The following is a 25154-nucleotide window of genomic DNA, read 5'->3' on the forward strand; positions in this document are numbered from 1 at the left end:
TACCCGCTTTCCGCTGTTATTCGGGGGTTCTGCCTGCCATGAGTGATACACCTTGCCGCGTGGCCGTCTGCTGGCTGTTGCCCGAACTGGAGCAGCCGGCCCGGGACCTGGCCGCGCGCCTGCAGCTGCCCGTGGCTACGGCAGACAGCATCGAGGCGGAGCTGCTGCTGCGGCTCGGTGGCGATGGCCTGAGCCTGCAGGCCACCGGGGCCGACGCGCCGGGCGCGGTGCGGGTGGATTTTGTCGAGGGGGCCCTGGCCCACCGGCGTCAATTCGGCGGCGGGGCCGGGCAGATGGTCGCCAAGGCAGTGGGCCTGCGCGGTGCAGTGCGGCCGACGGTATTGGACGCCACCGCCGGGCTGGGCCGCGATGCCTTTGTACTGGCATCCCTGGGCTGTGAGGTCACCCTGATCGAACGCCAGCCGATCATCGCTGCGCTGCTGGAAGACGGCCTGCAGCGGGCCCGCGAGGCTGGCGGCGAAGTTGCCGAGATTGCCGAGCGCATGACGCTGATCCAAGGCGATGCCATTACTTTCATGGCGCAGTGGGCAGCGGCCGCGCCGCAGGTCATCCACCTGGACCCGATGTTCCCGCACCGGGAAAAATCCGCCCTGGTGAAGAAGGAGATGCGGCTGTTCCGCCCGCTGGCCGGCGACGACCTCGACGCACCAGCCTTGCTCGCTGCGGCGTGGGCGCTGGCCAGCCACCGCGTGGCCGTCAAGCGCCCGCGCAAGGCACCGTCCATCGATGGCCCACCGCCGAGCGCACAACTGAGCGGCCAATCCAGCCGCTATGATATCTACGGCAAGAAAAAGCTCGGGTAAGCGCGTCCTATCCCGCGCTGCGCGCCACCTGGCGGATGGACAGGCGGATTTCGGCGCTGAGCACGCGCTTGGCGGTGTTTTCCGCGATGTCTTCCAGCTCCGGTAGATAGTGCAGCCGCCCCTCGCTGTCGGCCGTTAGGACTTCAAAGGTCTGTAGCCGCTGGATGAACTGGCGGAACAGCGTTTTATCGAAGAACTCCGGGGCATTGAGGCCATGCAGGATCGACAGGCGCTGGGCCATGATGGTGCAGAGCGCTTCCAATTGATCGGCGGTGAGGCTGCCGTTGGGGTTGTTCAGCAGCAAGGCCGCCGCCATGTAGAAACGCTCCAGCATCTGGATAATGCTGCGCGCCAGCAGGGTCAACAGGACGAACTCGGCGGAGGCGGTATCGGGGCGATGGATCTGGCCATTGTCCTCGCGCAGCAGGCCGCGGCCGATCAGGCCGTCGACGTAGCGGTCGACCATGCCAGCCAGCTCATCCTCCGGCCAATGCAGAAAGAGTTCACCCTGGAGGTAAGGGTAGAGCGCCGTCACCAGCCGGGTGATCTGCTCACGGTTCATCCGGGCATTGTTCAGAAACAGGCTGGCAATCAACGCCGGTAGGGCCACCAGGTGCAGGATGTTGTTGCGGTACCAGGTCATCAGCACCGCCTGGGGCTCATCGAGAAACAGGATTTCGCCGAGGGCATCGGACTGCCGGCCGATCATGCCCATGGCTTCCACATGGCGGATCTGGTCCATGCCGCCGAGGGCGGAGAGGGTCACGTTGGCGCTGTAGGGGACATCGCGCAGCAGCCCGGTAAAGCAATCAAGAGTGCGCGCCAGGGTGGCTTCGTCCAGGGCCAGGCGCCGGGTCGAGAGCATGACCAGCGCTACCAGGTTGACCGGGTTGGCGTCCGCCGCGGCATTGATCGCGCCCCCGAGGGTGCGGGCCAGTTGGTGGGTGGCCTCGGGCAACCAGTCGGGGCGGTATTCCGGCCCGCCCCGCTGGTCGCGCCAGCCGGGGTGCTGCTGGTCGAGAAAGTCATTCAGCGCCACCGGGCTGCCGAAATTGAGGGCTACTTCGCCGAATCGCAGCTTGAGCGCCGACAGCACACGGAACAGGTCGAAGAAGGATTCCTTCTTCTTTTCCTTGCCGCGCAGCTCACCCAGGTAGGTGCGCCCTTCAAGCACCCGCTCATAGCCGATGTACACCGGCATGAACACGATCGGCCGGCGCGAGGAGCGCAGGTAGCTGCGCAGGGTGATCGCCAGCATGCCGGTCTTCGGATCGAGCAGCCGGCCGGTGCGCGAGCGGCCGCCCTCGATGAAATACTCGACCGGGAACCCGCGACTGAACAGGGTATGCAGGTATTCGTTGAACACCGCGGTGTACAGCTGGTTGCCGCGGAAGCTGCGGCGCATGAAGAAGGCGCCGCCGCGGCGCAGGATGCTGCCGATGACCGGCATGTTCAGGTTGATCCCGGCGGCAATGTGCGGCGGCGTCAGGCTGCTGCGAAACAGCAGATAGGACAGCAGCAGATAGTCGATATGGCTGCGGTGGCACGGCACGTAGATGATTTCGTTGCCCCGGGCGATGTCCTGCACGTTCTCCAGGTTATTGACCTTCACCCCGTCATACAGCTTGTTCCAGAACCAGGACAGGACAATTTCCAGAAAGCGGATGATGGTATAGGTGAAGTCCGAGGCGATCTCGTCGGCATAGCGGGCCGCCCGCTGGCGGGCGCGCTCCTCGCTGAAATTCTGCTCGGCGGCTTCGCGGGCGATGGCGGCCCGTACCAGCGGACCGTGCATCAGGCCCTTGAGCAGGGTACGGCGGTGGGACAGGTCGGGACCGACCACGGCGCCGCGCTGCTGCTTGAAGTGCACCCGCAGCTGCCGGCTGATCTTGCGCAGGTTACGGTTGTGTCCGAGGTTTTCGTCAGCCAGGTCGCGCAGTGACAGGGGCTCGCCGAAGCTCACCCGGATCTTGCGGCCGTGCACCAGGATCGCGAACAGCTTGCGCAGTTTGCCGCCCATGCCCCAGTTATGGGCGAACAGCAGCTTCAGCGGCGAGGATTCGGCGTCCGGCGACTGGCCCCAGAACACGCTCACCGGCACGATCTTCACCTCCGGGATCACCCGCAGCTCCACCGCCGTCAGCGCGCGCAGCAAGCGTGGTGAGCGCGTGCGCGGATCGGGACGTCCGCTCCAGGCCAGGTCGCTGGTGAGATGAAAGTGGGCTTCGGGCTCCTCCAGGCCGCCGCCGGGAGGCAGGTGGGGTCGCGGCAGGCCCAGGCGGCGGCACTCATGATCCAGCACCAGCAGGTCGGAAAAAGAACGTCCCGGCAGTACATAGAGGATGGGGGCATCGGGCGCCGGGGTGATCTTCGCCAGCGGATTGCCGATGCTGTCGGAGCGAGCCCACAGGTACAGCAGGTTACGCATCAGGCCGAGACGCAGGCGTCGGAACAGGGAGGGCTGGACTGCGGGCATGGGTGATCTCTGGTGGCGGCAACGACCGTGCGATTCTACCGCTTTTCAACACCTTGTTACATTCAGCCATGCCCTCCAGGCTCTTGAAAGGCCAACGGAGCGTGCCCATATCAACTGGCGGCAATCAATTTGCCGGGCGCGGGGAGGGGCCTCTCGGGATTGCCGAGGGGCCGGTGTCCTGGAACGACTGCCAGCCCGAAATGTCCTTTCCCCGTGCGCTGATAATCAATGTATCCTTGCGCTTTTACGGCGCGCGCCTGATTGCGACGTGCCGGTATTCCAGAGGAAGTGGAAGAGGCCATGATAAAGATAAACAGCCTGACCAAACGCTTTGGCGACCATGTCGCCGTGGACAATCTGTCCTTTGAGGTACAACCGGGGGAAGTTCTGGGCTTTCTTGGCCCCAACGGTGCCGGCAAGTCCACCACCATGAAGATGCTCACCGGCTTTCTGACGCCGGACGGCGGCAGCGCCTCCATCTGCGGTTTCGACATCAGTACCCAGATTCTCCAGGCCCAGCGGCAGATGGGCTACCTGCCCGAGGGCGCGCCCTGCTATGGCGATATGCGCGTGCAGCGGTTCCTCGAGTTCATTGCCGAGGTGCGGGGGCTGCGCGGCGCCGACAAGCAGCGCCAGGTGGAGCGGGCGGTCGAGCAGGTGGAGCTGCAGGGCGTGCTCGGCCAGAGCATCGATACGCTGTCCAAGGGCTTCAAGCGCCGGGTCGGCCTGGCCCAGGCCATCCTGCATGATCCCAAGGTGCTGATCCTGGACGAGCCCACCGATGGCCTCGACCCCAACCAGAAACACCAGGTCCGGCAGTTGATCCAGCAGCTGGCCAGCGACAGCAACAAGATAGTGGTGATCTCGACCCACATCCTCGAAGAAGTCAGCGCCGTGTGCACCCGCGCCGTGGTCATTGCCCGGGGGCGCCTGCTGGCCGATGGTCCGCCGGACGAGCTGGAGGCCCGCTCGAAATATCACCAGGCGGTCACCGTATTGCTGCAGCAGCCGGTCGACAGCCAGCCGCTGCTCGGCCTGCCCGGGGTCAAGGAAGTCGAGGTGCTGCGCGACGGTCATCAATTGACAGTGATCGCCGAACCGGGCGCGATCATCTTCCCGTCGGTGGGCGAATATGCCCGTCAGCAGCAGTGGCAAGTCAAGGAACTGTCGGTCGAGCGGGGGCGTCTTGATGAAGTCTTCCGCCGCCTGACTGCGGAGGAGGCCGCATGAGCAGTCTTGGTGTGATTTTCAAACGCGAGCTGGGCAGCTATTTCGCCACCCCGCTGGCCTATATCTTCATCGTTATCTTCCTGGTGCTGTCGGCGGTCTTCACCTTCTACCTGGGTGGCTTCTACGAGGGCGGCCAGGCTGACCTGATTCCCTTCTTCAACTTCCACCCCTGGCTGTACCTGTTCCTGGTACCGGCGGTGGCCATGCGCCTGTGGGCCGAGGAGCGCAAGTCCGGCACCATCGAGCTGCTGATGACGCTGCCGGTGTCACGCACCGACATGGTACTGGGCAAGTTCCTCGCCGCCTGGGTCTTCGTCGGTATTGCGCTGGTGCTGACCTTCCCGATCATCATCACGGTCAACTACCTGGGCTCGCCGGACAACGGTGCGATCTTCACCGGTTACCTGGGCAGCTGGTTGCTGGCCGGTGGCTACCTGGCTATCGGTTCGTGCATGTCGGCGCTGACCAAGAACCAGGTCATCGCCTTCATCCTCAGCGTGGTGGCCTGTTTCGTCTTCATCGTCAGCGGGTTCCCGCTGGTGCTGGACCTGTTCAGCGGCTGGGCTCCCCAGTGGCTGCTGGACGCCATTGCCTCACTCAGTTTCCTGATTCGCTTCGACGCCATCAGCAAGGGCGTACTGGATCTGCGTGACCTGCTGTATTTCATATCGCTGATGGCCGCCTGGCTGCTGGCCACCGCGATCGTCATCGACCTGAAAAAGGCCGATTGAGGCAAGGGAGAACAACAATGAAACGACTCATGTATTCAGGTACCGGTCTGCTGGTACTGCTGCTGGCGTTCATCGCCTTCAATATGGCCTCTGGCGTGCTGCTGCCTGGGGCCCGGCTCGACCTGACCGAACAGAAGCTGTTCACCATCTCCGACGGTACCCGCGACATCCTCGAAGAGTTGGACGAGCCCATCACCCTGTACTTCTTCTTCTCCGACCGGGCGAGCAAGGACATGGTCGTGCTGCGCAACTACGCCCGCCGGGTGGAGGAGATGCTGCGTGAGTACGAGCGCGTCGCCGACGGCAAGCTGAAGCTGCAGATCATCGACCCGCAACCCTTCTCCGAGGCGGAGGACCGGGCTGCCGAGTTCGGGCTGCAGGCCGTGCCGCTGACCCAGACGGGCGAACAGCTGTATTTTGGCCTGGCCGGCACCAATGAGCTGGCGCAGCAGGAGATCATCCCATTCTTCGCCCTGGAGCAGGAAGGCCTGCTGGAATACGAGTTGAGCCGCCTGATCAACAGCCTGGCGAACCCCGAGAAGCCCCAGATCGGGCTGATCTCCGGGTTGCCCATGGGCGGCGGCATGAACCCCATGACCGGTCAGCCGGCTGCGCCCTGGGTGGCGTTCGAGCAGATGCAGCAGATGTTCGAAGTACAGCAGCTGGAAGCCGATATCGATACCATTCCAGAGGACATCGACGTCCTGCTGCTGGTCCATCCCAAGGCTCTGAGCGAGGCGGCCCTGTTCGCCATTGACCAGTTCGTGCTGGGCGGCGGCAAGCTGCTGGCCTTCATTGATCCGCTGGCCGAATCGGACCAGAGCATGGAGGCGATGATGGAAGGCATGGCCGACGGCAAGGCGTCGGATCTGGGTCCGCTGCTGGCCGCCTGGGGGGTTAACTACAATCCCGAGCAGGTGGTGCTGGACAGCCGCCTGGGCATGTCGGTCAGTCGTGGCCAGGGCCAATTGCCGGCGCGGCATATCGGCTGGCTGGAAGTCGAGCCGGCGTTCATGAGCCGCGAGGATATCGTCACCGCACCGCTGCAACTGCTGACCGTAGCCACCGCGGGTGCCCTGCAGCCGCAGGAGGGTGCCAGCACCCAGTTCCTGCCGTTGCTGTCGAGCAGCCCCCACAGTGCGCTGGCGCCCAGCAGCCGTTTCAGCCGCATGCAGGATCCGGAAATCCTGCTTACCGGATTCAAGGCTGACGACCAGATCTACCACTTCGCCGCCCGTCTGCAGGGCCCGGCGCGTACTGCCTATCCGGATGGCCTGGAAGGGCGTGAACTTGAACTGAGCGAGACCGACAACATCAACGTGCTGCTGGTGGCCGATACCGATCTGCTCACCGACCGCATGTGGGTGCAGGTACAGGATTTCTTCGGCCAGCGCGTTCCCCAGCCCTGGGCGGACAATGGTGGTCTGTTGATCAATGCCCTGGATAACCTCTCCGGTTCCGAAGCGCTGATCAGCGTGCGTTCGCGGGGCGATTTCAGCCGCCCGTTCACCGTCGTCGAGGATCTGCAACGCAAGGCTGAGCGCCGTTATCGCGCCAGTGAGCAGCGGCTGCAGCAGCAGCTGGAGCAAACCGAGCAGCGTCTGCGCGAACTGCAGCAGGGCCAGGATCCGACCCAGCTGACCGAGCTGAATGCCGAGCAGGAGCAGGCGATCCAGCGCTTTCTGGATGAAAAGCTGGCGATCCGCAAGCAGCTGCGGGATGTGCGCTATGAGCTGAACGCCGATATCGAGCGCCTGGGTAACCTGCTCAAGGTGATCAACATTGCCCTGGTACCGGCCCTGCTGACCCTGGGCGTGCTGCTGTGGTGGCTGATCGGCCGGGCACGCCGGCGCGCGGTGTGAGAAGGAGAAGGACATGCGTAACAAACCACTGATTTTTACCCTGGTGCTGACAGCGGTACTGGTCGCCCTGGCGCTGAACCTGCGTGACCAGGGCCGGGTGGCGGATCTGGCCACCCGCAACCTGCTGTCGCCGATGCAGACCAAGCAGTTGGCCCAGGTAGATCGCATCACCCTGGCGCGCGGTGAGGGGCAGGTGGAACTGGCTCGCGAAGGGGAAGAATGGGGCGTGGCCAGCCACGCCGGCTTCCCGGCGCAGCGCGAGCGGCTGGCCGCGCTGCTGCACGCATTGCGCGGTGCTCGGGTAGTCGAGGAGAAGACCGATAACCCGGAACACCATGCTCGCCTGGGCCTGGATCCGCACGCGACAGACAGCGAAGCGCTGCAGGTCAGCCTGCATAGCCCCGAGCTGGACTTCGGCCTGGTCTACGGTAACCGGGTGGGCAACGGTCAGTTGGCGCGCTTCAGCGACAGCGACCAGGTATTGCTGCTCAACCGGCCTCTCAGCATGTCGGTCAACCCCAAGGACTGGCTGGCGCTCAATGTCGTGGATATCCCCATGACGCAGGTGGCATCGGCCCGATGGACCCACGCCGACGGCGAAACCCTGGAGCTGGACAAGCGCAGTGAGGGTGATTACAACCTGCGCCTGGTGGGTCTGGCCGACGAGCAGCAGGGCGGCAATGAGCGGTGGATCAACAGCATGGTGTTGGCGCTGATCAACCTGACCGCGCAGGATGTGGTTGAGCGCGATGAGCTGACCCTGGCCGAGCCCATGTTGCGGATGCAGGTTACCACCTGGTCCGGCGCCGAGCTGGCGGCTTCCCTGCATGAGCTTGAGGGTCGTTACTGGTTGTTGATCGACAGCTACCAGGCCGCCGAGGGCGAGGAACAAGAGCAACTGCAGGTCAACGCCGACCCGCGCTGGGCCTATCAGCTGGGGATTGCCCAGTTGGAAGAACTCAACAAGCGGCAGGCCGATATCGTTCGGGAACCCTAGACTTTTGTCCGGCTGCCGGCTACTTGCGGTCAGGTGACAACTGGTCCTAGAATCCAGACACGGCCTCTATAACAGTATTCCAAGCTGGGGCGCGTCCGGTTGTACGGTGGAGTCCTCGTTGACGACTGCCGGTCAGGTTCGCACCAGATTCCGAATCAAGGTTGGACGGAGTGTCGCTGTCGCCACTCCGGTCTTGCCGGGTGGCGGATCATGGGTGATGTGGAGATTGTGGGAATGTCTGATCGGCAAACCGGTACGGTTAAGTGGTTCAACGACGCCAAGGGTTTTGGTTTCATTCAACGTGAATCGGGTCCAGATGTGTTTGTGCACTTCCGCGCCATTCGTGGCGAGGGGCACCGCACGCTGGTTGAAGGCCAGAAGGTGGAGTTCACTGTGACGCAGGGCCAGAAGGGCCTGCAGGCAGAGGACGTGAACGCCCTTTGACCGCCGAAGCGAAAGCAAGCTGGTATTGTCTGGCGTTGGGCGATGGTCTGCTGGCCACCGTCCCGCTGAATGATATCGAAGCGGCTTTCCGGCAATTGCATCCGGCGGGCCCCCCGCCGGATGCAGCTATCTTCAGCCGCCACCGGCTCGATGGCTTGCAGTGCCAGGTGACCGCCTACTTTTCCCCCGCGTTGGCTGATCTGGCGCGCCGGTTCAATGCCCGCCCCTGCGACAAACCCGCAACCGGTGAGCTGCAATTGCTGGCAGGCTCGGCTGCGGCCCTGGATAGCTGACCTTATACCCTCGGCAGATTGCCATCGACCCAGCGCTGGAATTCTGCCGGCGGCAGGGCGCCGTTGAGCCGGGCGACCTCCTTGCCCCGATGCATGATCAGCAACGTTGGAATACTGCGGATGGCGAAGCGTGCCGCCAGGTCCTGGGCGGCTTCGGTATCCACCTTGGCCAGGCGCGCCCGGGGCTCGACGGTGGCCGCGGCCTGGGCGAACACCGGCGCAAATTGACGGCAGGGCCCGCACCAGCTCGCCCAGAAGTCCACAATCAGCGGCAGGTCGGCATTGGCGTGGGCGTTGAACTGGGCGCTCGCCAGGTCCACCGGCGCGCCGGAGAACAGCGGTTCCTTGCAAGCACCGCAGCGGGGCGCCTGGTCGAGCCGTTCACCCGGTAAGCGGTTGCGGCGATGGCAGTGGGGGCAGGCCAGGGTCATGGGTTCGCTCATGGTCGGCTCCTGTTCAGCAATCAACGAATGGCAGTTTCAGGGCTTCTGCGCCCAGATGAATTCTTCCTCACCGGCACTGGTCACCTTGAGCCAGCGGTCGGCATCCGCCTCACCCTGTTCCTCTTCCCAGCCGCCGATCGAGCAACGCACTTCACGGTCGATGCCGCTCGCCACGGCGCGGGCGCAGTCGAGGTCGGTTTCCCAGGGGGTGCGGTCACTTTCAAACCAGACACTTGCCCACTTGCCGGCGGCCTTGCGCACTATCATCAACGGAATGGCGCTGTCGCCGTGCAGCGTGCCGCGGCGGGTGGTGCCCGACCAGGGGCCCAACTCCACCCGGCCCACCTGCTGGTCCAGCCAGGCAGTCAGGTCGTCCAGGAAGTCTTCCTTCAGGTAGATCTCGATATCTGGTTGGCGCACGCAAATTCCTCTCAGTGGCGTTGCAACATGACCATGCGCATGGCGACTTCCAACCCGCTCAGACCGCTTTCGCGCAGCGCCTGCTGGCGCTCGGGGCGACTGCGGAAGCCGTGGGGCGTCATGCCGATCAGGTTATCCAGTGCCGTTGGCTCCAGATCCAGAGCATAGCGCAGGACCTGATCATTGACGATCTCCAGGCCCTCGGGCAGGGCCCTGATCAGTTCGGGGGTAGGGTGAATGGCGTCGTACAACTGTTCCCGCAGGGCCAGCAGATGGTCGGCATGGGGACCCACCAGCAACAGGTGGCCACCCGGCCGCAGAGTACGCAGGCATTCATCCCAGGACCAGGGGCTGAAGACACACAGGGCGGCATCGAGGCTGGCGTCGGCCACGGGCAGACGGGCGCTGGAGCCAACCAGCCATTGGATGTCGCGGTTGCGCCGGCAGGCCTTGATCACGGCGTCCTTGCTGATATCCAGCCCAGCGCAATCGGCCCCGGCCAGCGCCCGGGCCAGCCGGTCGGTGTAATAGCCCTCGCCGCAGCCCATGTCGAGCAGCGCGGAGGGCGCCTGTGCGGTGAACAGGCGGTTGATTTCATCGCTGACCGGCTGGTAGTGCCCGCCGTCGAGGAAGGCCTGGCGGCAGGCAAGCATGGCCGGGGTATCGCCGGGCTGGCGGCTGTTCTTGTGCTGCACCAGCAGCAGGTTCAGATAACCCTGGCGGGCCTGGTCATAGCTGTGGCCATTGCTGCAGGACCAGGTACGGCCAACGGCTTCCAGGGCATCCTGGCAATGTGGACAGATCAGGTGTGGCATCAGGTAAGCAATCTCTGCAGCGTGGCCTGGTAGATAGCCGTGAGGGTTTCCAGGTCGGCAATGCTGATATGTTCGTTCAACTGGTGGATGGTGGCATTCACCGGGCCAAGCTCGACCACCTGGGTACCCATAGTGGCGATAAAGCGGCCATCGGAGGTGCCGCCCGAGGTTGAAGGCTGGGTGTCACGGCCGGTCACCTGGCGAATGGCGGCTGCGACACCGTCCAGCAATTCACCCGGTTCGGTGAGAAAGGGCAGACCGGACAGGGTCCATTCCAACTCGTAATCCAGCCCGTGGCGGTCGAGTATGTCACACACCCGTTGTTGCAGCCCTTCCACGGTGGATTCGGTGGAGAAGCGGAAGTTGATCAGCGCTTCGAGGTGGCCGGGCACCACATTGGTAGCGCCAGTGCCAGCGTGGATATTGGAAATCTGGAAGCTGGTAGGCGGGAAGAAGGCATTGCCCTGATCCCAGGTTTCCGCAGCCAGCTCCGCCAGCGCCGGCGCCGCCAGGTGAATGGGGTTACGCGCCAGATGCGGGTAGGCCACATGGCCCTGCTTGCCGCGTACCAGCAGGCGGGCATTCAACGAGCCGCGGCGGCCATTCTTGACCACGTCGCCGACCAGTTCGGTGCTGGAGGGCTCGCCCACTATGCACCAGTCCACCTGTTCACCGCGTTCGACCAGGGTCTCCACGACCTTGACCGTCCCCTCGGTGGCGGGGCCTTCTTCATCACTGGTGATCAGGAAGGCGATTGAGCCCCGATGATCGGGGCAGGCGGTGACAAATTCCTCCACGGCTACCACCATGGCGGCGAGACTGCCCTTCATGTCCGCCGCACCGCGCCCATGGAGCATGCCATCCCGAATTACCGGCGCGAAAGGCGCGGTGTCCCACTGCTCCAGCGGGCCGCAGGGAACGACATCGGTGTGACCGGCGAAGCACAGCACCGGCGACTCGCTGCCGCGGCGTGCCCAAAGATTGTCGACATCACCGAAGCGCATGCTTTCCAGGGTGAAACCGCAGGCCGCCAGGCGCGCGCCGATCAGCTGTTGGCAACCGGCATCATCGGGGGTGGTGGAGTCCCGGGCGATCAGCTCGCAAGCCAGGGCAAGGGTGGGGGAGAGCGTGGTGGTCATGGTCACGGGCCGGATGGAAAATCGGCGGCCATGATAGCAGAATCAACTGCTGCCACGCTCCCCCGCAGCGCAGGGCGGTTACGGCGTGTTGGGGCGGGCTTCATGGCCCATGGGCGTGCTGTCCGGCAGCGCCTTCTGGCTCTGGAAGTCGGGGCTGTGGGTTTCCGAATCCAGCGGCATATGGCTGTAGCGCTGGATATCGTTGGAGTTGGAGTGCTCCTTTTTCTCCTCGATAATGCGCTTGAGCTCGCAATGACCGGTAGCGCCGCGGAAGATGGCCATACCGCCGACCGCCATCTGCAGCACGCCACTCAAGCCGCCGGTGCGTATGCCGTTGCCCAGCAGGGCCAGGCCACCAATGATCGATGCAGCGCGCTCGGCGCCTTGTACGTTCTTGGGTGAAGTGAGATTGAGCATGGGAAAATCCTCCGGTGAAGAGCAGGTTGCCCGCTGCGACAGTCGCCGTCAGCGGGCCGGGTGGTCAGCGCGCGGGAACACCCTGCGCGTCGTGGGAAATGGTGACCTCAACGCGGCGATTCATCGCCCGGGAGGCCGCCGTACTGTTATCCGAGACGGGATGAGCTTCACCCAGACCGACTGCGTCGATGCGACCGGGATCGATACCCTCGCGAATCAGCGCCCGCCGTACCGAGTCTGCCCGGGCCTGGGACAGGGTGAGGTTGTAGGAATCGGCACCGGTGCTATCGGTGAAGCCTTCAATCAGCACCTTGCGTTGATCATGCTCCTTGAGGAAATCTGCCAGCTTGCGGACGTTGGCATTGGCGGCGGGCTTCAGGTCGGCCTTGTCATGATCGAACAGCACGTTGCCGAAGGTCACCACTGACCCGCGATCGGTCTGCTTGGCGTTCAGTTCTTCCTGCAGCTTGCGGATCTGCGCATCGCGGGCTTCCAGGCGAGTCCGGGCACGCTTTTCCGACACGCCTTCAAGCTCCTGTTCGGCGGCGCGCAAGGCGATAGTCTCGCGGGCCAATTCAACGCGGCGCTCGGCCAGATAGGCGAGGTGCTCCACTTCCGGCGGTTCGGCACCGGCCCGTTCGGCCATCTCGGCGCGGCCAAATGCCTCGCGGGCATCTTCAGTCTCGACGGCGGCGAATTGCCGTGCCTGGGGGTGATTCTGCAATTCGGTCACGCTGGCGCGAGCCTGTTCGATTGCCGGGTTGGGGCCTTTGGAAGCACAGCCCGTCAGCACCAGGCCCATGGCCAGGCAGGCAGGAATAATCAGTTGAGTACGCATGGGATCTTCTCCTCACAATTGGATAGGTGGGCCTGGGTGATCACTGGAGGCCGCGCATGGTTTCTTCGCGCAGTTCCTGGGTGCCTCGTTCGGCTTGTTCCACCATCTGCCGCGCTTTCTCCGCTCGGGCCTTGCGCTCCGCAACGCGGGCATCCCATTCGGCTTGTTCGGCAAGGTAACGCGCACGCTCATGCTCTTCTGCGACGTTGGCCTGTTCCGCTTGCAGCATCTTTTCCCGCGCCTTGCGCAGCTCAACCGGGGCGTAACGGGCGCTGTCGGCAGTATCGGCCGCGTTGAGTGCCTGCTGGGCGGTGGCCAATTGACTGGTGGGCGGGGAGGTGCTCGCGCAGCCCGTCACCAGGGCGGCGGCACTCAGCGTGGCAATGGCAATCACGTGTTTAGGGACGTGCAAAAGGGCGTGTTTTGGCATGGTTCCGACTCCAGATTGAATGCATTGCGTCAACAATGGTTACGGAAAACGAACAGTGCTTCCCTTGCTGGCGGACCGTCCGGGCCATGGAGATTGCGCTGCCGATGCGCTGTAACAACCAGTCGAAAGAACTGTTGCAGTCACAGTATGGACAAAGGTTCTGACCGCTTCGGAGTGGGGCTGTTCAACAAACCTTGACCTGGAGGTCAGGCGGGGACCTTGGCGCTCCAGCGGGCCTTGCGCCAGGCGCGCCGCTGTTTCTTGTCGAGGAAGGTCCAGGCCAGCAGCCGGCTCTGCTTGTGTCCCTGGGCCATGGGGATGATTCGCAAGTCGGTAATCGGCAGGGCCCTGAGCTGCTGTTGCAACGCCGGCAGGCTGGCCGCTCGGGACACCAGGCTGGTGAACCAGAACACCTGACCGGCAAACTCGGCGCTCTCCTCGATCATCCGGGCCAGGAACCCGGCCTCGCCGCCCTCGCACATGAGTTCATTGGCCCGCCCGCCGAAGTTCAGCTTCGGCCTATTACCAGCCTGCGTCTTGCCGAGGTTGTTCCACTTGCGCTGGGCGCCCGAGATCGCCTCGGTCTGGCTGGCATGGAAGGGCGGATTGCACAGGGTGAAGTCGAACTGTTCCTGCGCCCCGACCAGCCCGTGAAAGATATGGGCCGGGGTGGTTTGCTGGCGCAGCTCGATGCCGGCGGCCAGCTCGGGGTTGGCGCCAAGGATACGGCTGGCATTGGCCAGGGCGGTGGCGTCGATATCCACGCCGACGAACCGCCACTGATACTCCGCACGCCCCAGCAGGGGATAGATGAGGTTGGCCCCGGTACCGATATCCAGCCCCACCAACGGGTCGCCTGTGGGTATGTTGCCATCATGACTTTCCCCCAGCAGGTCAGCCAGCGCATGGATATAGTCCGCGCGGCCGGGCACCGGCGGGCAGAGATAGCCGGTGGGGATGGCCCAATCCCTGATGCCGTACTGCTGCAGCAGCAGGGCCTGGTTCAATAGCGTTACCGCCTGCGGATCGGCGAAGTCCAGTGTCTCCTGGCCGTCTGCAGCCCTGATGATATGGGGCTTGAGCGCCGGGCAGACCCGCGCCAGCGCCCGCAGGTCGTAATGCCCCTGGTGGCGATTGCGTGGATGCAGCCCGGGTTTCTTCGGGCGCGGCTGCTTGAGCTTGGACGACATGCTGGTGTTCCTCGGCTGGGCAGGCGATTGTCCCATAGTGGCGCTGGGGGAGCATCCGGCTTGTGCACAAATTACGTGGATGAAACTGTGGATAACCCTGTGATAGAAAGGGCAAGGCCACGTCCACGGTGGCGTTGCGGGTGCTGGTGATTTATTGACCAGCTGCAGAACAGGCCCGTCACCATGCGGTATACTGCGCCGTCTTTTTTCTGCGAGGTGGGCATGGCCATTGATGATCCCCGTTTCGGTGGTATAGCACGGCTCTACGGTACCGAGGCGCTCGGCCGGCTGCAGGCCAGTCATGTGGCGGTCGTCGGTATCGGCGGGGTGGGCAGCTGGGCGGCAGAAGCATTGGCGCGTACCGGGCTGGGACGCATCACCCTGATCGATATGGATGATATCTGCGTCACCAACACCAACCGCCAGTTGCCGGCCATGAAGGGCAATATCGGTCGGTTGAAGGTCGAGGTCATGGCGGAACGGTTGCAGGCCATCAACCCCGCCTGCGAAGTGCGGCCGATCATGGGCTTTGTGACGCCGGACACCCTGGCCGACTACATCACCGATGACATCGATTGTGTGGTCGATTGCATCGACAGTGTCGCCTCCAAGGTCGCGCTGATCGCCTGGTGCCGTCGCCGCAAGATCGGCATCGTGACCACCGGCGGGGCCGGCGGCCAGATCGACCCGACCATGATCAAGGTCGCGGACCTGTCGAAAACCGTGAACGACCCGCTGGCTGCCAAGGCCCGCTCACTGCTGCGCCGGGATCACAACTTTCCCCGCGCTGACAGCAAACGTAGTTTCGGCGTGCCCTGCGTGTATTCCACCGAGCAACTGCGCTACCCCAAGCCCGATGGCTCGGTGTGCCAGCAGAAAACCTTTGTCGGCGAGGGCGTGAAGCTGGACTGCTCCGGCGGCTTCGGCTCGGTCACCATGGTCACCGCCACCTTCGGCATGGTAGCGGCCTCGAAGACGGTGGAGCGGCTGCTGCGCTAGCGCCGGGTTGCGGCGACTTTCTCGGCCGGGACTCGGCCATCCCGCCAAGCCCACGGCCGCATTGCTGCTAGCAGTAAACGAGAAACAGCCAGGATGTGAGGAACGGCACGCTTTCGTCCTGGGTTTTGCCAACTGACTCACAACCCTGCCTCCTTGTGGCGGCCTTCATTTCCCTGCTCTGCTATAACGGCCACTTTGTTTCGTCAGACAAAGGGAAACAGGATGTTCGCCCCGGCCAATACCGCCCATTTCACCCTCGCCATGCCCCACCTGGACCAAGACTTCAAGGTGCTGGCCTTCCAGGGTACCGAAGCCATCAGCCAGCCCTACTGCTTCGAACTGGACCTGGTGAGCGAACGGCCGGACCTGGATATCGAAGGGCTGCTGCATCAGCCGGCGTTTCTCTCCTACGCCGGCCCCGACAAGGGCGTACACGGCCTGATCCACAGCGTCGCCCAGGGCGAATCCGGCAAACGCCTGACCCGCTACCGGATCACCCTGGTCCCGCGTCTGGCCTACCTGCAGCACGCCACCAACCAGCGCATCTTCCAGCACCGCACCGTGCCGCAGATCATCACCGAGGTGCTCAAGGGCCACGGCATCTTTACCGACAGTTTCCGCTTCCAGCTGCGTGACGAAGGCCCGGAGCGGGTCTACTGCACCCAGTACGACGAGACCGACCTGCATTTCATCCAGCGCCTGTGCGAAGAGGAAGGCATCCACTACCACTTCCAGCACAGCCCCGAGGGTCACCAGCTGGTCTTTCCTATGCCGGGCCTGACAAGGGCGTACACGGCCTGATCCACAGCGTCGCCCAGGGCGAATCCGGCAAACGCCTGACCCGCTACCGCATCACCCTGGTCCCGCGCCTGGCCTACCTGCAGCACGCCACCAACCAGCGCATCTTCCAGCACCGTACCGTGCCGCAGATCATCACCGAGGTGCTCAAGGGCCACGGTATTTTCACTGATTCGTTCCGTTTCCGACTGCGCGACGAAGGCCCCGAACGGGTCTACTGCACTGGGCCGATCAAGAAACCCATGGGGTAACAGGGGGTGAGGTTTGATGAATGCATCCAGCTATCTATCTACCGCCTATTCATCCTCCTCACTTTCGCGCATGTCCGCAGCTATATCGCGCCCAGGTTTGAGCCGCTTGTCCGGCAAGCGCTTGCCATGGGGAAACACCCAGGAGTTGGTACCAGAAATCTTTATGCGGCCCGAGCCGGATAGCTTGCGCTTGATCGAGGAGGAATGTCGGCTCAGGGATGAACAGGAAACCCTAGGTATCTACAAGCCCAAGCCGATGGAGGATATCGACTTTCATTACCGTTGTGACCATGAACATTACCGTCATGCGCGCTGGGCCAAGCGATCACAATTCTCACCGCTGAGCATGACCGCCGTACCGGACGTAAACCGCGCTACTGGCAGCACGGAAAAATATGCGCGCCAGGGTGGACAGAATCGACACTTTCAACCGACCAAACCTGATGGCGCAGTATGTCGAGTATGGCCAGTGAGCCCGCGCTGATGACGAACCAATCAGCGCTTCTCTAACCTTATTCCCATCTCCGGCTGCGGCTCGCCAATCTCCAGTCGCTGCTGGTTGATACCGCGGTCCAACAGGCTTTGGACGAAAGCCGGAGCCTGGGCGCCGTTGACTTCGATCCGCAGGCGATTATCGGAGCGCAGCATGCGCGCGGTCAGGTCGAGCCAGGCCTCGGTTACTGCGCTGTCGCTATCATCCGGCGTGGCCGCCGAGATCAGCAATTCACCTTCCGCGTGGATGATCTTGCCCAAGGTCGCTGGAGTGGGGTAAAGCATGTCGGTGACAGCTGGCTCGGGGGTCAGTTGATCCAGGTGCAGGTAGACCTGGCGGTTGCCCCGGGTGATGGCATACAAGCTGATGAACCGTTGTGGCTCGTCGTCGAGGCGCAGGGCGAGGTAGGACTGGTTCTCCTCAGGGCCGTACAGCCGGGAATAACCCAGCACCTGGTTGGCCCATAAACTGCTGCTGCCACATTCGCGCCCCTCGCAGAAAAACAGGGTGGTATGGGGATGCTGCTGCAATTGCTTGACGGCATGCGCCATGGCTTCCCTGGCGGTATGGCCGCTGGGGATCAGCCAGGAGATACGCAGCAGCTCACCTTCAGCGAAGACCTCACGCTCGGCACGCACCTGGTTGTTGATGCGGCGAATATTGCCGATGACCACGGCATGTTCCGTGTCGGCCAGCACCCTTTCACGCGCCACTTCAGACCGCGGAAGAGGTTCTATGACAGGGGTGGCGGCAGCGCTGAGCGGCGCGATGCCGGAGAGTGCCAGCGTCAACAGCAGCGGTCGCCAGTCCCGGCGAACCTTCGATTGCAGATGCATCAATACTCCTATGAACAGACGGGTCGCTGCGCGTGAGACCGCAGCGACCCGGTGCCGGCAATGGAATTCCAGTGCGGGTTTCAGGGCAGCTTTGCCCAGCCACCCGCTGGGGTCAAGCAAGGGTTTTGAAAAAGCTGTTGATAATTGTTGCAACCGCGGGCGCCTGGGCTTCCAGATGCAGGTGATGGCCGCCATCCAATCGGTGGGTCTGGATATGCTTGAAACGCCCGATCCGCTCCAGCAATTCGGGACGTTTGGCCATCACGCCTTGATTGGCGAGGATCAAACAGGTAGGCGTGCAAATCGCCTCGGCAAAAGCCACGGCATGTTCGGTGGTCAACCGCATCGGCGAAGGTAGCATCAGTTGCGGATCGGACCGCCAGGTCCAACCACCCTGCTCCGGCATCAGCCCCCGCTCCACCAGCCTGCTGGCCGCATCGCGGGAAATGCTGAAGGTGCCGCCCATTATCCGCGCGGTAACCGCCTTGGTCGCATTATCGTAGATAGGTTTGCGCTTGGTGGTCAGGGCTCGGGTAGCCTTGAAGAACCGGGCCATCTGCTGCGGCGCGTCAGCCGCTTCGCCGGTGACCGGCAGGATACCGTCAATCATTGCCGCTCCCAGCAAGCGCTCCGGCACGGTTCCGGACAGGATGCAGCTGATAATGCCGCCCATGGAATGACCCAGCAGGGCGAACCGGTCCCAGCCCAGGTCATCGGCCACCTGCAGCACTGTGGCTGCCTGCTGCCAAAGACTGTAACCACCCGCCGGCAGGTGGTCCGACAGGCCGTGCCCGGGCAGGTCCAGGGCGATCAGATGCACCCTGTCCAACGCTGGTCCAATCAGGTCGAACGTGGCGGCATTATCCAACCAGCCGTGCAAACCAATGACGGGTAGCCCGCCCGGCTCCCCCCACACCTTGCCGGCGACTCCTATCGACGGCAGGTTGAAACGTATCTCATGACTCGCGCTCATGAATGTCCTAGAACGGTAATGAAAAGGCCTGAATGTACGGAGGGGGAACACGCGAGGCAAGCAGACGCCGGGCCATGAATGCAACTGTATAAGGTGCTCAATCAGCCCAGACGACGGTCATGCCCCGGACCGACCAGTCTCCCAGTCGGTCATGATAGCGCGCACAGATCACGTTGCGCCGCAGCTGTTGGGTACCAGTAAGCGTGCCGTTGTCCGGGCTCCATTCCTCGTCAATGATGACCAGGCAGCCGAGCTGTTCAGCCCGCGGCTGGCCTTCATTCACGGCCCGCAGCAATATTTCCAGCTCCCGCTCGGTTTCATGCCGGGCGGCGGTATGCGCTTCCGGGGTCAGGATTATCAACGCCAGCGGCTGCGGCAACCCTTCCCCGACCACGCAGGCTTGCTGCACCAGGCCGTGCGCCAATAATCGCTGTTCGATTGGCTGCGGGACGACTTGGCGCCCTTCAGAAGTCTGGAAAAGATCGCTGATGCGCCCGGTCAGGCGCAGAAAACCATCCGTGTCGATCTCGCCGCGGTCACCGGTATGCACGAAGCCGTGTTCATCAATCACCCGCGCGGTGCGCTCGGGGTCCCGATAATATCCGAGCATGGTGGCCCGGCTGCGCACCAGAATCTCCTGATTATCACCCAGGCGGCATTCCACCCCGGGATTGGGCAGGCCGCACCAGCCCGGACGCAGCCGCTCGGGCCGTCCAACATGGGAATAGCTGCAGTTTTCCGTCAACCCGTACAACTGGAACAGACGCACACCGAGCCGGTGATACCACTCCAGCAGCTCCACCGGCGCCACGTCACCACCGGCCAGCCCGAACCGGAGCTGGTCCAATCCGAGTTGCTCCAGCAGGCCACCAGCCAGGTGCTTGCCGATAAGGGGAATCTTCAGCGCCGCATCCAGCACCCGCTGCTGCGAGCGGCGCATCGCGCCCTGGCGGATCTGGTGCCAGGCTGACGGGGTTCCGAGGAACAGGGTCGGCCGGGCTCGCCGCAGATCCTCGATGAAGGTCGCCCGACTGTGCGCGAAATAGACAGTCATGCCGGACAGCAGCGACTGCATCTCGATGAAATGACGCTCTGCCACATGGGCCAGGGGCAGCCATGAGAGCACGCGATCCTGCTCCACTGTCAGGAACAGCCGCAGGAAATTGCTGGCGGCAAACTGCATATTGGCAAAGCTCAGCATGCAGCCCTTGGGCGGTGCCGTGGTGCCGGCGGTATATATGATGGTGGCGAGCTCGGCGGGATCACGCTCGACCGCCTGGGAGAGCGGCTCGTTCGATTGCTGCAGGCCGGCCCAGTCCAGCAATCGTTCATCGGGTTGGGCCAGGGGCATGCCCACCCAGGGAATACCGGTAGGCAAACCGGGACGTACCTTTGCCCAGTCGTCCAGCTTGCCGACAATGACCGCTCGGGCCTCGGCATGTTCAAGCGTGTGGCGGATGGCCTCGTCCGGCAGTGTGGGTGGCACCGGCACCGAGACGTGGCCAGCCATCCAGATCGCCAGGTCAGAAATGATCCAGTGGGCGCAGTTCTTCGAGAGAATGGCGATATGGCTGCGTTCCGGCAGGTCCAATTGCTGCAGCCAGCCAGCCAGGCGACGGGCCTGTTCTCCGGCCTGCCCCCAGCTCACCTCCTGCACCTGGCCTTCCGCCACCGGCTGGACCAGCCATACCCTGTCAGGATGTTGCCGCTCCCGCCGAAAAAACGCATCCAGTACCGAGACGTCGCCCGCCCCTGCCTGATTAGTCATTCCTACTCCGCTGTACCGATGATGTTGTGATTGTTATATGGACCTGCCAGCGAACGTTTGATTACCCCAGTTGCTCCCGGATACTGGCTGGATCATCCAGGCTGATCAGGCTGGCCACACCGGCAGCCGGCAGGACCATATCCAGACAGGCCAGCCCGGCCGTCGGCATGGGGTAGTGCCGCTGCCGGTGGCCATCCAGCAGCAGGCTGAGCAGTTGCCCGACCAGGGGTTGGTGGCTGACCAGCAGGAGCTCCCCTTCGACGCGATCAGCCAGCTGGTCCAGCACCATCAAGGGATCACTGTCCGGAGTCAGCCAGTCCACGGTGATGATGCTGCGGCGAAACCCGAGTTCCTGACGCATCAGCTCGGCCGTCTGCTGGGCCCGGCGGTAGGGGCTGGCGATGATAGCCTCCAGCGCATGCCCCTCAAGCTGCGGGGCCATGCTCGCCACTTCGGCCCGCCCGTGGTCCGTCAACTGCCGTTCGGCGTCGCTGGCCGCCGTGGGCTCAGCTTCGCCGTGGCGCAGAATCCACAACCTCACGGCTTGAGCCTGCTGCCGTCACCGGGCGTGTCACCGAGATCATCCGCATCGGTGTCCGGCCGCAGGATCGGTGGCTCGACAATGATTTCCTGATCCGACGAGGACACGGGCTCGGTTGTGGTAGTCGGCGCGGTCTCTTCCACAATGATCACCGGCTCTACCACCGCGGGCTCCGCTGGAACATCCGCCGCGGGGGTGTGGGTGTCCGGCACCACCGGCGTTACCGGGGGCACTGGCGCCGCCTCGGCGGGATCGACAACCACCGGCTCCTGCGCCGGGCGCGGTTGCCACTGGGCGTCCTCGTCGGGCCATTCCATGAAGGGCCAGGGCTTCTCTTCCGCGGCACCGGTGACATAACGCCCCATCTGCCAGGCGTACTGCGACAGGCTGTTGCCAAAACCGGCCAGTTGCGCGTTGGGCTCGCCGGTAAACAGCCGGAACACGATCTGCAAAACGAGGATGGCCGCCAGCAATACCTCGACCACCTGCCAGGCCAGGGCGAACAACAGGGTGTAGATCAGACGCAGCCAGAAGTCGGCGGAGGTGATGTTCTCTTTGAAAGCGTTCATTTCTGCTCCTTGGTCAATGGGGTACACGCCATGAAGGCGGAAAACTCGACATCGTGTTTCTGCTCAGCGCTCATCAGCCGGCCGATGACATCCGTCAACGGCTGCTGCTCGAAGATGATGGCATGCAGGCCAGCCACCAATGGCATATAGACCCCCTCATCCAGGGATTTCTGCCGGAGCACCTTGAGGGTATTCACCCCTTCGGCAACCTGGCCGAGCCGGGCAATGCTCTCTTCCAGCGTCTGCCCTTTGCCCAGCGCATGGCCCACCTGATAATTGCGAGACATCGGCGAGGTACAGGTGACAATCAGGTCGCCTACCCCGGCCAACCCCAGGAAGGTCAACGGATTGGCCCCCATATGCACGGCAAAGCGGGTCATTTCCGCCAGTGCCCGGGTGATCAGCATGCTCTTGGTGTTCTCACCTACCCCCATGGCCGCCGCCATACCGGAGATGATCGCATAGACGTTCTTCAGCGCCCCGCCCAGCTCGACCCCATAACGGTCCCGGCTGGCATATACCCGCAGACTCTTGCAGCCCAATACTGCCTGGACCTGGACGCTCAGCGCATCGTCTTCGGTGGCCACCACGGTCGCGGTCAAGGCGCCGGCGGCCATTTCCCGGGCGAGGTTGGGGCCGGACAGTACCGCCACGCGAGCTTCGGGCACTTCCTGCTCGACGATCTGGCTCATCATCAGAAAGCCCGGCTGCTCGATGCCCTTGGTGGTGCTGATCACCCCTTTACCCGCCAGCCCCGGGCCGATCTGCTGCAGCACGCTGCGAAAGGCACTACTGGGAATGGCCAGAAAGACCAGTTCCGCTGCGTTCAGCGCCGCGGCCATATCGGTGCTTATGATCAACTGCGGGTCGAGTTTTATGCCCGGCAGATAACGGGTGTTTTCGCCCCGTTCACGCATCTCTCTGGCCTGCTCTTCGTTACGCAGCCACAGCGTTACCGGAACGCCATTGTTGGCCAGCAGATTGGCCAGCGTGGTACCGAAACTGCCGCCGCCCAGGACGGCGACGGGGACCTCGAGGTCGGTCATGCAAATTCCCTTAAGCCAGATAACAGCCGTCAGTATATGTCTGCGAACAATAACAGCGAAGCGCAGATGAAAAAACCTGGCTGGCCCGTTACTATGCACCCTCGCCACATCTGACGCGCCAAGTCATGCTCATACAGCCACAACCGCCACGTGCCTTCCTGACAGCTCTGATGCTCTTGCTGCCCTCAATGGCTGCGGCAGAAAGCCTGGGAGAGCTGCACCTGCCCACCGTTCTCAGTGCCACCCGGCTGAAACAGCCGCCTGCCGAGATTCCCGGCAGCATGACGGTACTCAATCGTGAGCTGATCCAGGCCAGCGGCGCGCGCAGCGTGCCGGAGCTGCTGCGACTGGTGCCCGGGATGCACATCGGTTATCGACGGGGCAATCAAGCCAACGTGAACTACCACGGCACCAATGTCACCGAGGCCAGACGGTTGCAGGTACTGGTGGATGGGCGCTCGGTTTACCGCTCAGGGTTGGCCACGGTGGATTGGGCCGAGTTGGCTCTGAACATCGAAGACATCGACCGCATCGAAGTCTTTCGCGGTCCGAATACCGCCGCGTACGGCGCCAATGCCTTGATGGGGGTGATCAACATCATCACCCGACTACCGCTGGAAACCCAGGGCACCTCTCTGAAATATACCCACGGCAAGCGTGGCGTCCGGGACTGGTATGCCAGACATGGCGGCGGGGATATGCAGCATAGCTGGCGCTTGAGCCTCGCCAGCCAGCAGGATGACGGGTTTGACCATGACGAGGATGGCAATGACTATCGGGACAGCCTGCGCTCCAGCCGGATGAACCTGCGTCATCTGTGGAATTTGACCCCCAACCAGTCACTCGACTGGCAATTGTCAGCGAGCGAAACCAGTCGCCAGCACCCCTACGACTACAGCACCTACCTGGACCATGAGGATGGCAATTCGCTCGTTGATCGCGCTATCAACGCGCATCAACCCGACGCCGACGTGCGCGGACGGGACTTTGCCACTCAGGGGCTATGGAAGCTCGATTTCAACCCTGACCATCAGCTGCAGGTCCAGGCGCACGCCCAGCATCTGGAGCGGCTGCGGGATTGGCGGGTGTGTGATTCCCCCGTGGTCTTTTCCGATCGGCTGCGGCAACTCAACTCCCTGAGCCAGCTGGCGGCACGCCGGGTCAGCAGCTACTTGGACAAACCCAACCGCCGCGAAACCCTGGACCAGTACATCGACCGCTACCTCAGTAGCGCCGGCGAGACCTATACGCCGCAGATGCAGGAACTGGCCAACCAGCTGCTGGCAGAGACCACCCAGTACCGCGGCAGCGAGCCGGCCTGCTGGGATATCAACGAGAACATCCGGGAAACGCGGTTCCAGGTAGAGGTTCAGGACTCCCTGCGCCTTTCTCCGCGGCTGCGCCTACTCAGTGGCGGCAGCTATCGCTACGACCGGGTCGACTCGGAAACCTACTTCTCCGGTGCCCTGGACAACACCATTGTCCAGCTGTTCAGCAATCTGGAATACCGCCCCCATCGGCGCTGGTTGTTCCAGGCCGGCGGCATGTATGAAGACGACCACCTGATCGGCGGCTCCTTCTCGCCCCGACTGGCCACTCACTTCTTCATCGCACCCCAGCACAGCTTGCGGGCCGTCTATGCGGAAGCGGTGCGCTCCCCGGACATGTATGAAAACAACGCCGACTGGCGTTATCAGGTGCGCAACCTCAGCGGGCCGGTCAGCGGACCGGTAACCCTGTACAGCCACGCCCAGGGACCCGGCGACCTGGACCAGGAGCGCATGCGTTCCCGGGAGCTCGGCTATCATGGCAGCTTCCACCAGTTGGGCCTGCAGGTCGATGTTCGGGTCTTCCATGAGCGCATCACCGGCATGAACAGCGAACCCCTGAAGATCGACAACTTCCTGCCCAACAACGACTCACAGATCCGCTTCAAGGGTGTCGAGACCGAGCTCGACTGGCAGGCAACCCGCGCAGATCGGATTCGGCTGACCCACTCCCGTATCGATTACGACGCTACCAGCCGTTACGACCAGCGTCTCACGGCTCACCATTCAGGCAGTGTCGCCTGGCTGCACCAGTGGCCGCATGGGGTCAATACCAGCCTTCTTTATTACGGCGCCGATCAGCTTAACGAACGGCGTTTCGAGCGCATCGACTCACGTATCGAGAAGAAACTGAATTTCCGGGACGACACCAGTCTGACCTTCGCCCTGGTCTGGCAATACCGGCTCGATAATGAAGCCCTGACCTGGGATGAAAATTTATATGACAGTCCCAGTCACCTTTACCTCAGTGCTGGGCTAAACTTCTGAACCTAACGGATTGACA

Annotated in this window: 26 protein-coding genes and 1 pseudogene; 12 read left to right on the top strand and 15 right to left on the bottom strand. The window is 63.2% G+C overall.

Annotation, left to right across the window (positions count from 1 at the left end):
* The first annotated feature begins 38 nt into the window (after positions 1-38).
* Positions 39-824 carry a class I SAM-dependent methyltransferase gene (locus VG99_RS01555; protein ID WP_044497958.1) on the top strand — a complete coding sequence of 262 codons (786 nt, stop codon included), beginning with the start codon at positions 39-41 and terminating at the stop codon, positions 822-824.
* 7 nt (positions 825-831) lie between these two features.
* Here the strand turns inward: VG99_RS01555 and plsB are convergent, their stop codons facing one another.
* Positions 832-3300, bottom strand: coding sequence for a glycerol-3-phosphate 1-O-acyltransferase PlsB (plsB, locus tag VG99_RS01560; RefSeq protein WP_044497964.1), 2469 nt, complete (start codon positions 3298-3300; stop codon positions 832-834).
* 300 nt (positions 3301-3600) lie between these two features.
* Here plsB and VG99_RS01565 point away from each other — a divergent pair, with 300 nt between their 5' ends.
* From VG99_RS01565 to VG99_RS01590, 6 genes are all read left to right on the top strand, one after another.
* Complete coding sequence (locus tag VG99_RS01565) at positions 3601-4530, top strand: ABC transporter ATP-binding protein (RefSeq protein ID WP_044497966.1); 930 nt, start codon at positions 3601-3603, stop codon at positions 4528-4530.
* Positions 4527-5261 carry an ABC transporter permease subunit gene (locus VG99_RS01570; protein ID WP_036990926.1) on the top strand — a complete coding sequence of 245 codons (735 nt, stop codon included), beginning with the start codon at positions 4527-4529 and terminating at the stop codon, positions 5259-5261. The genes VG99_RS01565 and VG99_RS01570 overlap by 4 nt, the downstream gene beginning before the upstream one ends.
* 17 nt (positions 5262-5278) lie before the next feature.
* Positions 5279-7123: a GldG family protein gene (locus VG99_RS01575; protein WP_044497968.1), complete on the top strand. Its 1845-nt coding sequence runs from the start codon at positions 5279-5281 to the stop codon at positions 7121-7123.
* A gap of 13 nt (positions 7124-7136) precedes the next feature.
* Positions 7137-8120, top strand: coding sequence for a DUF4340 domain-containing protein (locus tag VG99_RS15425; RefSeq protein ID WP_052508651.1), 984 nt, complete (start codon positions 7137-7139; stop codon positions 8118-8120).
* A 234-nt stretch (positions 8121-8354) separates the two neighbouring features.
* Positions 8355-8564, top strand: a complete 210-nt coding sequence (locus VG99_RS01585) for a cold-shock protein (protein WP_044501356.1) — start codon at positions 8355-8357, stop codon at positions 8562-8564.
* Positions 8561-8857, top strand: a complete 297-nt coding sequence (locus VG99_RS01590) for a hypothetical protein (RefSeq protein WP_052508652.1) — start codon at positions 8561-8563, stop codon at positions 8855-8857. The genes VG99_RS01585 and VG99_RS01590 overlap by 4 nt, the downstream gene beginning before the upstream one ends.
* Positions 8858-8859: 2 nt before the next feature.
* Here the strand turns inward: VG99_RS01590 and trxC are convergent, their stop codons facing one another.
* The 8 genes from trxC to rlmF all read right to left on the bottom strand — a co-directional run bounded on the left by trxC (position 8860) and on the right by rlmF (position 14585).
* Entirely contained in the window at positions 8860-9300 is a 441-nt protein-coding gene (gene trxC / locus VG99_RS01595; RefSeq protein ID WP_204216676.1) for a thioredoxin TrxC, read from the bottom strand.
* A gap of 36 nt (positions 9301-9336) precedes the next feature.
* Positions 9337-9720 (bottom strand): hypothetical protein, encoded by a 384-nt coding sequence (locus VG99_RS01600; protein WP_044497970.1) that lies wholly within the window; start codon positions 9718-9720, stop codon positions 9337-9339.
* An 11-nt stretch (positions 9721-9731) separates the two neighbouring features.
* On the bottom strand, positions 9732-10535 hold the full coding sequence (locus VG99_RS01605; RefSeq protein WP_044497972.1) for a putative RNA methyltransferase: 804 nt from the start codon (positions 10533-10535) through the stop codon (positions 9732-9734).
* Complete coding sequence (gene dapE / locus VG99_RS01610) at positions 10535-11674, bottom strand: succinyl-diaminopimelate desuccinylase (RefSeq protein ID WP_044497974.1); 1140 nt, start codon at positions 11672-11674, stop codon at positions 10535-10537. The genes VG99_RS01605 and dapE overlap by 1 nt, the downstream gene beginning before the upstream one ends.
* 78 nt (positions 11675-11752) lie before the next feature.
* Positions 11753-12091 carry a YgaP family membrane protein gene (locus tag VG99_RS01615; RefSeq protein WP_044497978.1) on the bottom strand — a complete coding sequence of 113 codons (339 nt, stop codon included), beginning with the start codon at positions 12089-12091 and terminating at the stop codon, positions 11753-11755.
* 64 nt (positions 12092-12155) lie between these two features.
* Positions 12156-12929 (bottom strand): OmpA family protein, encoded by a 774-nt coding sequence (locus VG99_RS01620; protein ID WP_044497980.1) that lies wholly within the window; start codon positions 12927-12929, stop codon positions 12156-12158.
* Positions 12930-12969: 40 nt separating this feature from the next.
* On the bottom strand, positions 12970-13359 hold the full coding sequence (locus VG99_RS01625) for a DUF4398 domain-containing protein (protein ID WP_044497982.1): 390 nt from the start codon (positions 13357-13359) through the stop codon (positions 12970-12972).
* A 206-nt stretch (positions 13360-13565) separates the two neighbouring features.
* Positions 13566-14585 carry a 23S rRNA (adenine(1618)-N(6))-methyltransferase RlmF gene (gene rlmF, locus VG99_RS01630; protein WP_082049962.1) on the bottom strand — a complete coding sequence of 340 codons (1020 nt, stop codon included), beginning with the start codon at positions 14583-14585 and terminating at the stop codon, positions 13566-13568.
* A 186-nt stretch (positions 14586-14771) separates the two neighbouring features.
* On the opposite strand from rlmF, the gene tcdA reads away from it, so the two are divergent.
* From tcdA to VG99_RS16000, 4 genes and pseudogenes are all read left to right on the top strand, one after another.
* Positions 14772-15548, top strand: a complete 777-nt coding sequence (gene tcdA / locus VG99_RS01635) for a tRNA cyclic N6-threonylcarbamoyladenosine(37) synthase TcdA (protein ID WP_044497986.1) — start codon at positions 14772-14774, stop codon at positions 15546-15548.
* 222 nt (positions 15549-15770) lie between these two features.
* Positions 15771-16313, top strand: a pseudogene (tssI, locus tag VG99_RS01640) (type VI secretion system tip protein TssI/VgrG); the annotation flags it as partial.
* Positions 16250-16597, top strand: a complete 348-nt coding sequence (locus VG99_RS15620) for a contractile injection system protein, VgrG/Pvc8 family (RefSeq protein ID WP_082050065.1) — start codon at positions 16250-16252, stop codon at positions 16595-16597. The pseudogene tssI and the gene VG99_RS15620, both read left to right, overlap by 64 nt.
* A gap of 16 nt (positions 16598-16613) precedes the next feature.
* Positions 16614-17081, top strand: coding sequence for a hypothetical protein (locus tag VG99_RS16000; protein WP_158023867.1), 468 nt, complete (start codon positions 16614-16616; stop codon positions 17079-17081).
* 11 nt (positions 17082-17092) lie between these two features.
* Here VG99_RS16000 and VG99_RS01645 read toward each other — a convergent pair whose 3' ends face one another.
* From VG99_RS01645 to VG99_RS01670, 6 genes are all read right to left on the bottom strand, one after another.
* Positions 17093-17926, bottom strand: a complete 834-nt coding sequence (locus VG99_RS01645; RefSeq protein WP_044497994.1) for a DUF4892 domain-containing protein — start codon at positions 17924-17926, stop codon at positions 17093-17095.
* A gap of 112 nt (positions 17927-18038) precedes the next feature.
* Complete coding sequence (locus VG99_RS01650; RefSeq protein WP_044497995.1) at positions 18039-18899, bottom strand: alpha/beta hydrolase; 861 nt, start codon at positions 18897-18899, stop codon at positions 18039-18041.
* A gap of 97 nt (positions 18900-18996) precedes the next feature.
* The gene (locus tag VG99_RS01655; protein WP_044497996.1) at positions 18997-20667 is read right to left on the bottom strand and encodes an AMP-binding protein; all 1671 of its coding nucleotides are present in this window, start codon (positions 20665-20667) and stop codon (positions 18997-18999) included.
* A 61-nt stretch (positions 20668-20728) separates the two neighbouring features.
* The gene (gene sixA, locus VG99_RS01660) at positions 20729-21208 is read right to left on the bottom strand and encodes a phosphohistidine phosphatase SixA (RefSeq protein WP_044497998.1); all 480 of its coding nucleotides are present in this window, start codon (positions 21206-21208) and stop codon (positions 20729-20731) included.
* Positions 21205-21777, bottom strand: a complete 573-nt coding sequence (locus VG99_RS15430) for a DUF4389 domain-containing protein (protein WP_052508653.1) — start codon at positions 21775-21777, stop codon at positions 21205-21207. Before VG99_RS15430 ends, sixA begins: the two co-directional genes overlap by 4 nt.
* On the bottom strand, positions 21774-22823 hold the full coding sequence (locus VG99_RS01670; protein WP_044497999.1) for an NAD(P)H-dependent glycerol-3-phosphate dehydrogenase: 1050 nt from the start codon (positions 22821-22823) through the stop codon (positions 21774-21776). The genes VG99_RS15430 and VG99_RS01670 overlap by 4 nt, the downstream gene beginning before the upstream one ends.
* A gap of 125 nt (positions 22824-22948) precedes the next feature.
* Between VG99_RS01670 and VG99_RS01675 the strand changes: the two genes are divergently transcribed.
* Positions 22949-25138, top strand: a complete 2190-nt coding sequence (locus VG99_RS01675) for a TonB-dependent receptor plug domain-containing protein (RefSeq protein WP_044498001.1) — start codon at positions 22949-22951, stop codon at positions 25136-25138.
* Positions 25139-25154 lie beyond the last annotated feature (16 nt).

It is taken from the genome of Pseudomonas saudimassiliensis (genome assembly GCF_000939975.1).
GTDB classification, from domain to species: Bacteria; Pseudomonadota; Gammaproteobacteria; order Pseudomonadales; family Pseudomonadaceae; genus Halopseudomonas; species Halopseudomonas saudimassiliensis.

Bases quoted from the DNA above. Each gene is read 5' to 3' on its own strand.
- VG99_RS01555 (WP_044497958.1), top strand. From the start codon at position 39: ATGAGTGATACACCTTGCCGCGTGGCCGTCTGCTGGCTGTTGCCCGAA.
- plsB (WP_044497964.1), bottom strand. From the start codon at position 3,300: ATGCCCGCAGTCCAGCCCTCCCTGTTCCGACGCCTGCGTCTCGGCCTG.
- VG99_RS01565 (WP_044497966.1), top strand. From the start codon at position 3,601: ATGATAAAGATAAACAGCCTGACCAAACGCTTTGGCGACCATGTCGCC.
- VG99_RS01570 (WP_036990926.1), top strand. From the start codon at position 4,527: ATGAGCAGTCTTGGTGTGATTTTCAAACGCGAGCTGGGCAGCTATTTC.
- VG99_RS01575 (WP_044497968.1), top strand. From the start codon at position 5,279: ATGAAACGACTCATGTATTCAGGTACCGGTCTGCTGGTACTGCTGCTG.
- VG99_RS15425 (WP_052508651.1), top strand. From the start codon at position 7,137: ATGCGTAACAAACCACTGATTTTTACCCTGGTGCTGACAGCGGTACTG.
- VG99_RS01585 (WP_044501356.1), top strand. From the start codon at position 8,355: ATGTCTGATCGGCAAACCGGTACGGTTAAGTGGTTCAACGACGCCAAG.
- trxC (WP_204216676.1), bottom strand. From the start codon at position 9,300: ATGAGCGAACCCATGACCCTGGCCTGCCCCCACTGCCATCGCCGCAAC.
- VG99_RS01605 (WP_044497972.1), bottom strand. From the start codon at position 10,535: ATGCCACACCTGATCTGTCCACATTGCCAGGATGCCCTGGAAGCCGTT.
- dapE (WP_044497974.1), bottom strand. From the start codon at position 11,674: ATGACCACCACGCTCTCCCCCACCCTTGCCCTGGCTTGCGAGCTGATC.
- VG99_RS01615 (WP_044497978.1), bottom strand. From the start codon at position 12,091: ATGCTCAATCTCACTTCACCCAAGAACGTACAAGGCGCCGAGCGCGCT.
- VG99_RS01620 (WP_044497980.1), bottom strand. From the start codon at position 12,929: ATGCGTACTCAACTGATTATTCCTGCCTGCCTGGCCATGGGCCTGGTG.
- VG99_RS01625 (WP_044497982.1), bottom strand. From the start codon at position 13,359: ATGCCAAAACACGCCCTTTTGCACGTCCCTAAACACGTGATTGCCATT.
- rlmF (WP_082049962.1), bottom strand. From the start codon at position 14,585: ATGGGACAATCGCCTGCCCAGCCGAGGAACACCAGCATGTCGTCCAAG.
- tcdA (WP_044497986.1), top strand. From the start codon at position 14,772: ATGGCCATTGATGATCCCCGTTTCGGTGGTATAGCACGGCTCTACGGT.
- VG99_RS16000 (WP_158023867.1), top strand. From the start codon at position 16,614: ATGAATGCATCCAGCTATCTATCTACCGCCTATTCATCCTCCTCACTT.
- VG99_RS01645 (WP_044497994.1), bottom strand. From the start codon at position 17,926: ATGCATCTGCAATCGAAGGTTCGCCGGGACTGGCGACCGCTGCTGTTG.
- VG99_RS01650 (WP_044497995.1), bottom strand. From the start codon at position 18,899: ATGAGCGCGAGTCATGAGATACGTTTCAACCTGCCGTCGATAGGAGTC.
- VG99_RS01655 (WP_044497996.1), bottom strand. From the start codon at position 20,667: ATGACTAATCAGGCAGGGGCGGGCGACGTCTCGGTACTGGATGCGTTT.
- VG99_RS15430 (WP_052508653.1), bottom strand. From the start codon at position 21,777: ATGAACGCTTTCAAAGAGAACATCACCTCCGCCGACTTCTGGCTGCGT.
- VG99_RS01670 (WP_044497999.1), bottom strand. From the start codon at position 22,823: ATGACCGACCTCGAGGTCCCCGTCGCCGTCCTGGGCGGCGGCAGTTTC.
- VG99_RS01675 (WP_044498001.1), top strand. From the start codon at position 22,949: ATGCTCATACAGCCACAACCGCCACGTGCCTTCCTGACAGCTCTGATG.